The sequence below is a fragment of the Paracoccus cavernae genome (assembly GCF_042430175.1).
Taxonomy (GTDB): Bacteria; Pseudomonadota; Alphaproteobacteria; order Rhodobacterales; family Rhodobacteraceae; genus Paracoccus; species Paracoccus cavernae.
In genome coordinates, this window is sequence record NZ_JBHMDZ010000048.1 from 40,308 (window position 1) to 54,185 (window position 13,878).

Sequence of the window (13,878 nt, forward strand, 5' to 3'; positions counted from 1 at the left end):
GGGGTCGGTCAGCGGATGTAAAGGCTGACCACCCCGAGCCGCGCCGCATCGTCCAATTCGGCATCCAGCGCGGCAAAGAAGGTCGCTGCATCGCGACCGGCATTCTGCGTCACGCTTTGCAGCGGTCGCGGCGTCGCAATCGCGATCAAGAGTTGGTTGGTGTCGCGCGCGCTGCCTTCGCGCGCCATCGGCACGTCGAAGGTGACGCGTCCGCCTTGCACAGTCAGAAAGCGGCGCAGATCCTGCACCACCCCATTATCGTCAACCAACAGCAAGGTGTTGTAATAGCCCGCGCCCTTCTCGATCCGTCCGGTGGCGCTTTCGCCGCTGGCAATATCGGCGGCGCTCAAACTGATCGGCAAAGCGAAGGCCGGATAGCTCGCATTGCGGCGCAGGAAGGTCACGCCGGGGCATTGGCGGTTGTCGAGTAGGACGGGCCTGCCCGCAGGAGCCGCATCCATCCCGCTTCCGACCTCGGCCACAAAGGGCGCGACTTCGCGGTCATTGGCGGTCAGCACCGTGAGCGAGAGCGTGCCGTCCTGCAACTGCGGCAGCGCGAGCAGGCAGGCGCTTTGCAACTGCGCCCGCAGCCGCGCGACGAGATCGGCAAAGCGGGGATCGACGGGATCGCTGCTGCCTGATTGTGCGGGCGGTGCCTCGGGGACGGGTCCTGCCTCGCCGCCCGTTGCCGCATCGGTAGCCGTGGCCAGCTCGCGCGCGAGATCGGGCAAAGCGACCGAGGGCAGATCGGCCGCGAGCGTAACGATGCTTGCTTCGCTTTCTGGCTGGACCTGCGCAGGCGGTTGGGCCTGCGCCTGACTCTCGGCGCCGGTCGGAGGCAGCGGCGTCAGCACCTCCGGCTCGGGTTGGGTCTCGGTCAGAACCTCTGCGGGTGGCGTGATCTCGGGCGCGGCAGGATCTCCGGTTTCGCCCTCTGCCGGTGTGTCGGGAAAGAGCGTTTCGATGGTGATCTCTGGCTCGGGTGGTGGCTCGAAGCGGGTCAGGGCCCGCAGATCGGGCTGGTACAGCACCCCCGCGATAGCCGCGCCATGCAGAGCCAGCGAGATCGCGGTGGCCTGAAGCCAATAACGCCGACCGTTGGCCCCGCCCGCCCCGATCACAGCGACGGGCCTTGCCGCAGGGTGACCAGCCGCAGCCGGTAGGGCTCCAGTTCCGGCCGGTTCAGCGCCGCGATCAGCTGGCTTGCAGGGGCTGCGCGGTCAAGGACCAGAAAGACGTCGCCCTCCACCGCTTCTTTCTCGAGAGCCAGCGGCAGGAGCTCGGGGGTGATCGCCTCGCCGTCGAGGCTCCATTCTCCGCTGCGGTCGATCACCAAAAGCGGCTTGGGCAGACGTTCAAGCGGCAGAGCCGAGGTTTCCGACAGATCGACTTCGCCCATTTCGGCATATTCCTGACCCGAGACCACGAAGAAAAAGATCAGCAAAAGCACGATGTTCACAATGGCCATCGAGACGTCGATATGGGCGTTTTTGCGGCGGGGCGGCAGGCGCAGACTCATGGCGCGAGCCCCGCCGCGCCGTCTGCCACGCGGACCGCAGTGATGTTGTGTGCGGCCAGAATTTCGAGGATCGAGACCATCATCTGGACCGAAGCGCCTTTCTGCGCGACCAGCAGCACATCGCCGGTCTTCTGCCGCTCGAGCGCCTCGGCCAAAGTCGGGATCGTGTCGATCGCAAAGCGCTGACCGTTGGCGACGATACTGTCGGCATTGACCGACCAGACGGCGGTGGCCATCGGATCGGAGGTCTCGGGACCGCCCGCCGCGCCGCCGTTTGCCTCACTGCCGCCGCCGGTGCTTGATAAAGCGCCGCTGCGGATCGTCATTAGCGAATAGGGCGCCATATTCGCCGAGAGCATGAAAAAGACCAGCAGCTGGAACATCGTATCGGCCAGCGGCGTCAGCGAAAACCGGTAGCGGCGGCTCGAGCGGGCAAGCTCGATCTTGTGGCTGCCCCGCGCCATATGCTCAACGCCCCTGCGCCGAGGCGACGCGGCCGTGGATCGCGGCAGAGATCACCATTTCCATCGAGAGCCGCTCTTCCTCGATCCGGCCCTCGAGCCAGTTCGCGAAGAAATAGGCCACCAGCGCGATCGCCAGCCCCAAGGCGGTCGTGGTCAGCGCCGTCCAGATCCCGTTCGCAAGCAGGCGCGGATCGGCCATTTGCTGGGATTGCGCAAGATTGCCGAAAGCGTCGATCATGCCGATCACCGTGCCCAACAGTCCCAGCATCGGGGCGCCCTGAACCACCGCTTCGAGAAGGCGCATGCGCGAACCCATCGCGGTCAGTTCGAAAAGCGCGGTCTGACGACCCAGTTCTTCGCCATAGCCGCTATCGCCCGGCCGCGCCCGCAGCCCCGAGATGACGCCGCCCAAAACGCGCGCCAGAACCGAATTTTCGGCTGCGACCTTGCGCACGGCCTCGTTCGGGCGGCCGTTGAGCCAATCGTCGAGGATCTCGTCGGCAATGCGGTGGCGCCCCAGGCCCATGCGGCGGAATTGCAGGACTTTGAAGACGACGACGGTCGCGGTCATGACCGACAGGATCGCAAGCGCGATGAAGACCACCACAGTCGAGGCGGTCAGATCGGAGAAATTCGTAGGCAGGAACATGGGCGGGAGGGGTCCTATAATCCGAAGGCGATGGTGCCGAGCGAGCGGGCGGTCAGCCGGCTGAGGCAAAGGTCGGGCGCGTCGCTGCCGTCGGCAAGACGGCAATCGGCAACATCGTTCACAACGATCCGCGCGATCTCGGAGCAGGTCCGGCCGGGCAGCTCGAACAGGGCGACGCGGGTCTTGCCGGCGGGCAGGGCTCCGAAATCGAGGATCGGCAGCCCGCGTACCACGCCCGCCTGATCGAAGACCGCGACCTGCCATGCGGCACGCGCCAGCGGCTGGCCGGTTTCATTGCTGGTGACCATGGTCAACTGGCAGCCTCCGCCGGCCGAATCTTCGGCGGCATTCAACTCGAGCACCATGCCGCCGGTGTCGAATTCCGTCGCCGGTGCGGGCGCTGCCCCATTTGCTGCCGCGCCGGTTGTGTTCTGCTCCGTGGTACCGGTTTCCTGCGCGTAGCCCGCGACGGGCGTCACCACGGCGACCGTCACGGAGGTGGCGAAAGCCGTCAGGGCATAAAGAATCGCGCGGGTCATTCGTGCTCCTGCTCGGGGTCGGATCGGGGCGCACCCGTCGGGTAAAAGAGTGGCCAAAGCTGCCGGAACGTGCGGATTCGCGTCTCTGCTCATGGCCTTTTGACGGGACATATCACGTCAGACATGTTAGCTCAATTCGCGGGTGAAATGGACAAGGCGATAGGGGAAGGATGCACGGACTGCGGTTCCTGGCATTGATCGGAGCAACCCTTGCGGGTTGGGCGGGGGCCGCCCTGCCTGCGGCTGCCTCGTTCAAATTGTGCAACCAATCCTATGATGTGCTCAATATCGCCATCGGCCAACCCGCTGCCGAAAGCGCGGGAACAAGTCGCGGGCCCGAGGATTTCGTCACGCGGGGCTGGTGGCGCGTCGCCCCGAACCAATGCGCGACCCTGCTGCGCGATCGGCTGCAATCGCGCTATTTCTACGTTTTCGCGGCCGATGTTTTCGGCAAGGAGGCTCTCGCCGGTGCGGTGCCGCTTTGCGTTGCACCGCGCCGCTTCGCGATCGACCGGCAGGGCGATTGCCTCGTGCGCGGCTTTCTCGACGCGCGGTTTCTCGAAGTCGACACGGAAGAGCAAAGCGACTGGACGGTCTTTGTCTCGCCGCGTCCGGGCTGAGGTGGGCACGGGGCGGCGATGGACAAGCTGATGCGACATCTGATGCTGACCTGCCTTGCGGCGGCAGGTTGGGGCGCTTGGGCCGCGCCCTCGCTCGGCCGCGAGGTCTATGTCGTCACCGGCCGCGATGCGGGTCTGGCGACTGCGCCCGATATCGCGCGGGTCGAAAGCTTTTGGCGCGAACGCGGTACGACGGCGCTGCGCGTCGAGGCGGGGGCGCTTGATGACGCGCCCGCCGTCGCTACGGCTTCAGCGGAAAGCGCCGACCGGCTGATCTATTACAGCGGACCGATCGGGCGTGGGGACGGCGGGCTTGTGTTGGCCGATCGTTCGGGGCCGGTCGCTGCGGCGGTGCCGGTCGAAAGCGTGCTGGAAGCAGGGGCCGACCCGCGTCCGACCACGCTCATCATCAATCATTGCGGCACGAACATGAACATTTCTCCGCGCGATTTCGGCTTTGAAGGTGATTGGATCGTGGCCTATCCGGTCTCGTCGAGCTGCGTGCCCGAGACCGTGGCGAACCGCGCTTTGGCGGCTCTGGCGGGCCCGCGCGAAGGCTGGGTCGGGGCGTTGCAGGCGGCGGGGATGATGGTTGCGCGGCCGCTCGCACCGGGAAGCGCGCCCGCAGGTGCGAGGCGACCGGGCGCACCCGCGCTTCAGGCGGTGCGCAACGACAGTATCGTGATCACAACCCTGCGCCCGTCCGCTCCGGCCAGCCCGCGCATCGCTGCCCGCGCGCCCGATGGCGCGGGGGAGATCGTGACGGTCTCTGCCCGACCCCGCGATCTGGCGGCGGCCCTGCCCGCGCAGGGCGGCACCGTGCAGAACCCGCCCGCTTCGGACACTGCGCCTTTGGTTGAAGGCGGCGGCGACCGTCTGGTCCAGCCGCTGCGCGCGGGTCTCCCCCAGCCGTCGATCATCGTGGGAGAGCCGGCTTTGCGCGCGGATGATGTCGCGGCCGCGCCCTTGCCGCCGCGTGATGCGATGGGGGTGAGCCACGAGCTGCGCGCGACGCTCAGGCGCGAGGATGCCGCAGCTTTCGCCGATCTGCTCGAGCAGGGCGCGTTTGATCCCGATGCCGACCGCATGGCCGCCGCCATCCAGACAGAGCTTTTCCGGATGTCATGTTATGCCTCGACGGTCGACGGGCTCTGGGGGCGCGGTTCGGTCACTGCGGTCGAGCGTTACTTTGCCGCAGCCAACCAGCGTGCGCCCTCCACAAGGCCCGAGGTGGGGCTTTACCGTGCGATCATCTCGGGCCCCGACCTGACCTGTCCCGCTCCGGTGGCCGCGCCGGCCGCCGCGCAGACGCGCGGCAACCCTGCCGCATCGGGGGCGGGGCGCGGGGGCGCCAACAGCCGAAATCAGGTCGAGCGGCGCAATACCCCGAGCAATGCGGGCCGCCGACAACCCGCCGCGAACCCGCCAGCTGCTGCGACGCCTGCCACGCCTGGCCGCCGCACGATTGCGCCCAATTTCGGCGGTTCGGGGATGTTCCGGTAGGCGGTGATGCTCCAGATCGACCCGCAATTTCGCCAGATGGGCAAGGGCGCGCGGCGCAGGCGCAGACGGATCGGTGCGATCCGCGTCACAGTGGCTGCGGCGGCGCTCGTGGGGGCGCTTGGCCTGTTGTGGCACCAGACCGGCCCTTGGCCTGTCCTGACGCGGCTTTTGCCGGATGCGGCGGGCGGCGGCGATCTCGAGCAGCAAATCGTCCAGACCGAGAGCGAATTCGACATCGCGCCGGTGGTGCGCGGCGATACTTTCACCGATATCGCGGGCGATCCCATGATCATTCAGGGCGAGAGCAGCGAGGCCGACAGCGGCACGCTTTTGCCGGGTCCCGCCGATCTGAGCCCGATCCGCGTCGGGGCTCCTGCACCCGACCGGCTCGCCATGGTCTCGGAGGATCTCTATCTGCGCGAACGCCGGCTGGTGGCGGCCCTGCCCTCGACGCGCGAGGAGTTCGCGCTGTTTCAGGCCGAGCGCAGCCGCGAGCGGCTGATGACCGTCGCGGCAAGCGCCGATGCGGGTCAGGAGGCGGGCGGCACCACGACCGCGCTTGATCCCGCGGGCCGCAACAGCTCCAGCATCGCCTTTACCCGCGACGGTGCGACGCGGATGCCGCTGTGGCAGGATCTTATCGTGCAAATCCGCATCCCCAGCGATATTGCGACCCTTCTTGGCGACAACGGCTTTGATCTTGCCGACGCCGCGCGGGTGAAGGCGCGCATGGTCGCCCAGCTCGACATCCCCGAGGAACTGCCGCGCGGATCCCTTCTGGCTTTGCGCTACCGGATGCAGGCGGGACGGCGCGAGATCATGCAGCTCTCGCTTTACAACAGCGGGACCTATGTCGGGGCTTTGGCGATCGGGGCGACGGGGCAGCTGGTCACGGCGGCTGATCCTTGGGCCGACCAGCCCTTGCTCGGCCAATCGGTCGAAGAGGATCTCGCGGGGGACCGCCCGCAGTTCCGTCTGCTCGACGTGATCTATTCGGCCGCATTGCGCAACGGCGTGCCGGGTCCGGTCATCGGCGAGGCGATCGCGCTGATGGCCAAAGTCTATGACCTCGACGCTTTCGCGGCCGAGGGCGACCGGATGCAATTGCTCTATGCCACCAACCCCGGTCCGGGCGCGGATGCCGCGGGGCGGGTGCTTTACATCGGCGTGACCGGACCGTCGGGGGCCAAACGCTGCTATGTCGTGCCGCAAAAGAGCGGCGGCTACGATTGCTTCGCGCCGGGTGCGCGGGTGGTGGTCAGCGCGGGTCAGCCCAGCATGGTCGCGCCGGTTTCGGGCATTCTGACCACACGCTTCTCGCCTCCGGTCGAGGGGGCGCCCGAGGGCGGCGGCGCGGTGGTCTGGCAGGCGGCGCAGGGCACGCCGGTGGTGGCGATCGCGGCCGGCCGCATCGGCGCGTTGAACCCGCCCGCCGAAAAAGGCGGATCGGCCAGCCTGACGGTCGAACATGCCGACGGCTTTGCAAGCGAGTATTCCGGCCTGACCGAGCTGCCGCCGAGCGTGGTGCGCGGGGCCGAGCTCAAGGCGGGCGCTGTCATCGGCAAGATCGCGGCGGGCGACGCCAAGGGCGATACCGGCCTGACCTTCCGCATGCTCAAGGACGGCAAACCCGTCGATCCGGTGCCTTTGTTGTCGGGGGGCACCGAGGTTTTGGCCTCGAATGCGGTGGAAATGCTGATCTCGCGCATCATCCATGTCGAGAGCGGCGGCAATGCGGCGGCCAAAAACCCGCTTTCGACCGCGACCGGCCTTGGCCAGTTCATCGAGAGCACATGGCTGCGGATGATGCGCAGCTATCGCCCCGATCTGGTCGCAACGCTGGATCGCGGGCAATTGCTCGACCTGCGGCTCGAGCCTGCGCTGTCGCGCCAGATGGTGCGTCACCTCGCGCAGGAGAACGAGGCCTTCTTGCGCGCGCGTGGCCATCAGATCACGGCGGGCAATCTTTATCTCGCGCATTTTCTCGGCCCGCTCGGGGCCAGTCAGGTTCTGGGAGCGGATCCGGCGGCCTCGGTGGGGCAGGTCATGGGGCAGGGCGTGGTCGCGGCGAACCCTTTCCTGCGCAATTATACCGTCGCCGATCTGCGCAATTGGGCCGCGCGCAAGATGGATGCCCGCGCCGTCAGCGCGGCTGCGGCCATTCCCGAGACGGTCGAGGTCAAGGCCTCGCCCGAGGTCGAGCATTTCATGGCCCAGATGAATGCGCTGCTGGGTGATCCGCAGGGCTGAAGCCGCAGGCATCGGCACGGGTGTCGTCGGGGAGCGCGGCGGGCAGGTTGCGGGCCCTGACCGGCATTCGGGCAACCAGAGACAAGATTTCCGCTTTTTGCCCTGATTTATTCGCTTAATTACACTGGGTGCTATCGAATTATATGTTCGTTAATGTTAACGAGAATCGATTACAAGCATTTGGAGCATTGCCGATCCATGTCTCGCGATTTTGAACTAGTTTCCTCGGTCGCCTTTAGTCGTCGTGCGAGATACATGCTGACAACTGCGCTGATTACCCTCGCTGTGCCGGTTTTGCTCTCCGGTATGGCTCATGCCGAGGATCTTTACCTCAACAACGGTCCCGCCAACTCGAACGAGTACACGCAGGAGTCGGGCGTCTGGGACGAGAATGCGCGGATCTGGTCGCGGCAAAACGATTTCGGTAGCCGCAGACGGCTTGATCGGGGCGATACGGCGATTTTGGTCGCACGTCCGAATGCATCACCCGGCGACATTCGACTCACCCTTGCGGGTGAAGTCGTCGCGCGGGAGTTGCGCATCGATTCCAGCGGCTACGCGCTTGTGAGCGACGGAGACCGGGACACCATCTTTCGCGGTGCATGGATGCAGGGCGCCAGTGGTCCGGAACTGCGGTTGGTTTTCCCCGGCTCGAATGGCGATGCTTCGCGGACATTGGACCTCGCTGTGGCCCTTGGCGGCAACATCATCGTGCAGGGGCCGGGACAGATCAATTATAGCGGCGAGTCCAGAGCGCAAACAGGCTCGGGCTTCGACACCAACGGCATGACGCACCTCAATATTCGCGGTCTGTCGAGCTTTGCGACGACCGGAACGACGGCGGGGCAGCTGAACGTCGACGGCCGCTTCATGTTGAGCGGCGCGGGCTCTCATGCCGGGAATGCCGATATCCGCCAAGGCGGAACCGTCTCGGGCGAGGGGGTTCTGGACGGCACTGTGACAAACAACGGAACCTTGAACGCCGATCGCGGCGCGAGCGGGGGCAGCAATACCTTGTCGACCGGCGCGGTCACCAACGGCGAGACCGGCGTGATCGGTGCGGATGCCGATTCGACGCTGAGAGCCACGTCGATCGACAGCAACGGCGGGATTGTAAACGCGACGAACCGCGGCACGATCACGATTGCGCAGGACGGAAGGCTGACCAACAACGGCGATGGTGCGCTGAATGTCACCGGCGGCGGCGCGTTCAACGGTGCGGTAGACAACAAGGATACGGGAACGGTTTCCGTCAACACGGGCGGGGTTCTGACGGGTGACATCATCAGCAGCGGCGAGGGCGATGTCACAGTCGGGGCCGACGGGCGCGTTGTCGGCAACATTTCCAACGAGAGCGACACAAGCACCGTCACCGTCGCAGAAAACGGCCGGATCGAGGGCAATATCACCCGAAACGACGGCACGGCGACGATTGACGGGCGGGTCACCGGCGATGTTCGGAACTCGGCCTCGACGGGCGACGTGGTGGTCGGTGGAAGCGGCCGGATCGGCTCTTTGACGGTCACGAACGGCACTGCGACCGTCAATGGTACGGTCGACGGCAGGGTCGATGTTGGTGCGAACGGAACGGTGGTTCTTTCGGATAACTCCACCTCGGGGAATGTCGTCAACCGCGGCAATGTGACCATCGCGGGCGACGTCGTGGAAGGGGTCGACAACTTCCGCGACGCAACCCTCGGCAGCACGACGGCGAATGATCGTGCTGTCATTGTCGGTGACTACAGAAACCGTGAGGGTGCCGAAACGACCCTGATCGGCAGCACTCTGGTAAGTGGTAACTTCACGAACGCGGGCAATCTGTCGGGTCAGGCTGCGGCGGATACCACGCTCGATATCGCCGGCACGTTCGAGAGCACCGGCAGCATCACCGGAGTCGACTCCTCCGTCGGGTCGGCGACGATTACCATCACTGCCGCCCAGGTCTTTTTTGGTGCCTCCCATGTTCTGAGCGGGAATGTCGTGATCAACGGCGCCATCGCGAATGGCGGGACCATTCTCTATGACGACACGGCCGGACATGCGATGAACGGGTCGCTGATGAATACGCCCGGCGGCACCGTGGATGTGATCACGTCGTTGAACGGCAACGGCAACAACGTCATCAACCACTCGAATTACAACGTGATGGCGGGCGGAACGGCCACGGGGATCGATCACTTCGCCAACCGTCAAGGCGGGACGCTCGATATTCGGGCGGATGCTGCGACGGGGACGACCGGTTCGCTCACCGCGACGACGATCACCAATGATGTCGGAGGCACGATCAATAACGCAGGGACTTTGACCGCCGACTTGCTCCGGTCGAGCGGGACGCTGAACAGCACCGGCACGCTCAACGGCAGGGTCGCTATCGGTCGCGCCGGAGATGCCGTCCTTTCAAACGTCATTACCGGACAGCTGCACAATAGCGGCGATTTCTCCACCGGCGGCAACCTGTCCGTCGGCGGTTTCGTCAATGCGGGAGAGGGGGAGATCGTTGCGGGGCATGTGATGACCGTTCAGGGTCCGCGTGCCGAAAACACGGTCGGGACCTTGACGGTGAACGGCACTTTGGCCGGATCTCTGCTCAACCGTGATAATGGGACGGTGGTGCTGGGCGGCGGTACGGTTACGGGCGATGTCGCCAACCGGAGCGGGATGTTCACCGGTGCGGGCAATGTTCTGGGAACAATGACGAACCAGGCCGACGGCACCATTGACGTGGATCGCGGCAATACGCTGACCGTAACCGGTACGACGACCAACCGCGGCACCATGGATATCGGAGGGACCTACGCCGGCGCGATCTCCAACGTCGAGGGCGGAACGATCGCGCTTGATGGCGGCGCACTGACGGGCGCTGTCGACAACCAGGCCATTTTGACCGGCAACGGCAGTCTGACCCAACGGCTGGTCAACAGCGGCGCCGGACGCGTCGTGGCCGGTGCAGGCCAGACCCTCGATTTGCAGGGCGGCGTCGATAACCGCGGCGAAATCGCGCTGAGCGGTGGCACCATCAACGGGGTGATCGACAACCAGCTTCTCGTCGGCGGAAACGGCACGCTGACGGGGCTGCTCAACAATATGACGGGCGGCGTGGTCGAAGTGGACCGCGGCGAACGGCTCCAGCTGAACGGAGGGGCGAGCAACATCGGCACCTTCAACGTGGCCGGTCGCGTAGCGGGCGATATCGACAACCAGACTGCCGGCGTGATCGCCCTGAATGGCGGTAATCTCGAAGGCACCGTCACCAATACCGGCTCGATTTCCGGCGGAGGTCAGGTGAGCGGGGTGGTCACCAACCAAGGCACAGGCACCGTCACGGTTGCAAACAGCGACCGGCTGAATGTGACCGGCCGTATCGACAACACCGCGACCATCAGCGTTGCGGGCCGGTTGGCGGGGCAGATTGCCAACCTTGATGGCGGCACGCTTGCTTTTCAGGGCGGCATTCTCGAAAACGGCCTGCGCAACGGCGGTACGATCACCGGAACCGGCCTGATCGAGGGCCGTCTGGATAACCTCGGTTCGGGCGTGGTCGATATCGCGCGGGGCCAGCAGCTCGCGGCGCGGAACGGGACCGTGAACCAAGGACGGGTCACGGTCGCCGGCCAACTTGACGGCGCGCTGAACAATACGACCGGTACGGTCACGCTGGATGGCGGCGTGCTGACCGGCGCGGTGACCAACAACAACCGGCTGGAAGGGCGCGGATCCCTGCTGCAGGGCCTAACCAACAACGGCACTGCCGAGCTTTCCGGTATGATCGCGGGCCGGACGGAGAACAACGATACGCTGACCACCACGGGCGATCTTCGGGTAGAAACGCTGGTGAACAATGCCGATGCGACCACGCTTGTCAGCTCCGGCACGAGGCTTTCGACCGCGAATACGATTGCCAACAACCAGGACGCGACGCTGACGGTCGATGGCGTGGTTGCCTTCGACAGCAATCGCGCGCCCGATCCCAATGTCGCCCTGATCGACAATGCGGGCACGTTGAGCGGGTCCGGCCGTGTCGATGGTGTGGTGCTCAATCGCGGCATTCTCGACATGACCGGCACGATCAACCGCATCGTCAACGAGGGCGAGGCAACGCTTTCCACCGGCGAGACCCTGAGCACGACCGGCGGTGTCCAGAACGGGAATCTTCTGACCAACGCGGGCCGTCTCAACAGCAACGTGACCAATGAAGCGACCTTTGTTTCGAGCGGTGTGATGAACGGCACCCTGAGCAATATCGAAGGCGGCACCGCCACCCTGAGCGGGAGCGTCAGCGCAATCGAGAACGGGGGGAGCTTGCAAACGGCGGGTGATCTCTCGGTGCGCCGCATGCTCAATATCGCGGATGTGCGGGTTCAGGAGGGCCACAATCTGACCGCGGCCGAAATGGTGCGCAACAGCGGCACCCTCGCGCTGGCGGGGCGTCTGACCGGCGATCTGGGCAATACCGGCACGCTGGCGCTCGAGCGGGGCGTCGTTGACGGGAGTGTCACCTCCAACGGGCAGATCACGGGAGCGGGCCGGATCACCGGAACGCTTTTCAACAATGCCGATCTGACGCTGAACGATCGTCTGCGGGTCGGCACGCTGCAGAACAACCGCCGCCTGACGGTTGCGCGCGGCAGAGCGCTGGTCGCGGACGAGGCGGTCGTGAACCTCGGGACCTTCGATCTGCTCGGCCAGTTGCAGGGCAATCTGGTGAACGAGGCGGGCCATGTCGCCAATCTCGGGGGCCGGACCGCCAATAACGGCGCGCTGATCAGCGGCAATGTCGCCAATGCGGGGCGCTTGAACCTGCATGACATGACCATCGGCGGCGTGCTGACGAATACCGGCGACGTCAATATGCAGAACCGCAACGACAGTGGTCGCCTCAATGTCGCGGGGATCGCGGGGAACGGCGAATACCGCCTCGACCTCGACCTCGAGCAGATGACGGCCGACCGCATCACCGTCAGCGGTGGTCCGGTGACCGGCAACCTGTCCTTCGATTTCGACATTCTGTCCAACTCGACCGTCAACCGCGTTGGCGAGCGGGTCACGATCATGGATCTCGACCCGAGCCAGCGCAACAGTTTCACCTTCGGCTATGATCCGATCTCGCTGTCCTCGGCGCGGGTGGTCTACGAGATGGTGCGCAATCCGGGCAGCGGCGATCTCGAGGTCGTCAGCGGTACCAACCCGGCGATCGGCGCGCTGCTCGGCAACGTCGCCCTGACCCATTCGTTGATCGGTTCGGTCATCAACCGGCCCAACAGCCCCTATGTCGTCGGCATGGCCTATGAGGACGAAGAGAAGCCCTGCGGCATCGGCTCCTGGGGCCGCGCCTTGGGCGGTACGGCCACGGCAAACGGCGCGACCGACAACGGCGTCGCAAGCTATGACAGCGAGGTGAAGGCCAAGTATTACGGTATGCAGGTCGGCACAGACCTTGCCTGCTTCAACGGCCATTTCAACGGTTGGAACATGGCCTTCGGCGCGCTTCTGGGGGTCAACCAAGGCACGACCGACCAGCCCAACTATCTGGGAACGACGCAGAATTCGGCTTCGCGCACGCTGGCGTCGATCACCACCTCGGACTTCGACCAGATTTATGGCGGCGTCTATGTGACGGCGACCAAAGACAACTGGACCGTCGATCTGCAATACCGCCACGAGGTTACCAATTTCGATATCGACAACCGCGCGGTCGCCGGCAACTCGCTCGGCCTGTCGGATGCGAATTTCTCCAGCCGCGCCAATACGATCAGCGGCGCGCTGAGCTATATGCTCCCGATCGCCGAGACCGGCTGGCAGTTCGTTCCTTCGGCGGGCTTTGCCTGGTCGAAATTCTCGATCGACGACATCCGCTTCACCGACGGCTACAAGCTCGAATTCGAGGACGGCGACCGCAAGGTCGGCTTCTTCGGCGGCACGGTGACCAAAACCTATGTCGATATGGCGACGGATTCCGCGCTCAACGTCTTTGCCACCGGAACCTATTACAAGGATTTCGCCGACGAGACGCGCTCGATCTTCTCGCTCGAGAGCGATCCGGACTTTGCGCCGCAATACCTGAAATCGGACCATCTCGGCGCCTATACCGAGGTGAGTGTGGGTGCCAACTACGTCAAGATCCTTTCGGGGCAATTCGGCAAGGCGCGCCAGCTCAGCGCGGGGACGCGGATCGATGCGCGCTTTGGCGACAATCTCGACAGCGTCGGCGTGACCGGCCAGATCCGACTGCAGTTTTGATCGCGCTCACCGACATATGAAGCAAGAATGCCGGCGTCGAGGGAACTTTCCCGTGACGCCGGCGTCATGAATTTAAACGGATTGAAAGATCATTAGC

The 13,878-nt window shown here is 65.1% G+C and carries 9 protein-coding genes; 4 read left to right on the plus strand and 5 right to left on the minus strand.

Annotated elements, in window-relative coordinates; all coding sequences use genetic code 11:
* Positions 1–8: 8 nt before the first annotated feature.
* Genes ACFFUC_RS16885 through ACFFUC_RS16905 form a run of 5 tightly spaced genes read right to left on the minus strand, consistent with a single transcriptional unit; the run spans position 9 to position 3,171 of the window.
* Complete coding sequence (locus tag ACFFUC_RS16885) at positions 9–1,121, minus strand: hypothetical protein (RefSeq protein ID WP_377688051.1); 1,113 nt, start codon at positions 1,119–1,121, stop codon at positions 9–11.
* Entirely contained in the window at positions 1,118–1,519 is a 402-nt protein-coding gene (locus tag ACFFUC_RS16890; protein WP_377688052.1) for an ExbD/TolR family protein, read from the minus strand. Before ACFFUC_RS16890 ends, ACFFUC_RS16885 begins: the two co-directional genes overlap by 4 nt.
* Positions 1,516–1,983, minus strand: a complete 468-nt coding sequence (locus ACFFUC_RS16895; protein WP_377688054.1) for an ExbD/TolR family protein — start codon at positions 1,981–1,983, stop codon at positions 1,516–1,518. Before ACFFUC_RS16895 ends, ACFFUC_RS16890 begins: the two co-directional genes overlap by 4 nt.
* Before the next feature lie 4 nt (positions 1,984–1,987).
* The gene (locus ACFFUC_RS16900) at positions 1,988–2,632 is read right to left on the minus strand and encodes a MotA/TolQ/ExbB proton channel family protein (protein ID WP_377688055.1); all 645 of its coding nucleotides are present in this window, start codon (positions 2,630–2,632) and stop codon (positions 1,988–1,990) included.
* Positions 2,633–2,646: 14 nt separating this feature from the next.
* On the minus strand, positions 2,647–3,171 hold the full coding sequence (locus tag ACFFUC_RS16905) for a hypothetical protein (RefSeq protein ID WP_377688057.1): 525 nt from the start codon (positions 3,169–3,171) through the stop codon (positions 2,647–2,649).
* 194 nt (positions 3,172–3,365) lie between these two features.
* Here ACFFUC_RS16905 and ACFFUC_RS16910 point away from each other — a divergent pair, with 194 nt between their 5' ends.
* The 4 genes from ACFFUC_RS16910 to ACFFUC_RS16925 all read left to right on the plus strand — a co-directional run bounded on the left by ACFFUC_RS16910 (position 3,366) and on the right by ACFFUC_RS16925 (position 13,781).
* On the plus strand, positions 3,366–3,791 hold the full coding sequence (locus ACFFUC_RS16910) for a DUF1036 domain-containing protein (protein WP_377688058.1): 426 nt from the start codon (positions 3,366–3,368) through the stop codon (positions 3,789–3,791).
* A gap of 18 nt (positions 3,792–3,809) precedes the next feature.
* Positions 3,810–5,294 carry a hypothetical protein gene (locus ACFFUC_RS16915; protein ID WP_377688060.1) on the plus strand — a complete coding sequence of 495 codons (1,485 nt, stop codon included), beginning with the start codon at positions 3,810–3,812 and terminating at the stop codon, positions 5,292–5,294.
* A gap of 6 nt (positions 5,295–5,300) precedes the next feature.
* Positions 5,301–7,544 (plus strand): peptidoglycan DD-metalloendopeptidase family protein, encoded by a 2,244-nt coding sequence (locus tag ACFFUC_RS16920; protein WP_377688061.1) that lies wholly within the window; start codon positions 5,301–5,303, stop codon positions 7,542–7,544.
* Positions 7,545–7,799: 255 nt separating this feature from the next.
* Positions 7,800–13,781, plus strand: a complete 5,982-nt coding sequence (locus ACFFUC_RS16925; RefSeq protein WP_377688063.1) for a hypothetical protein — start codon at positions 7,800–7,802, stop codon at positions 13,779–13,781.
* The last annotated feature ends 97 nt before the right edge of the window (positions 13,782–13,878 follow it).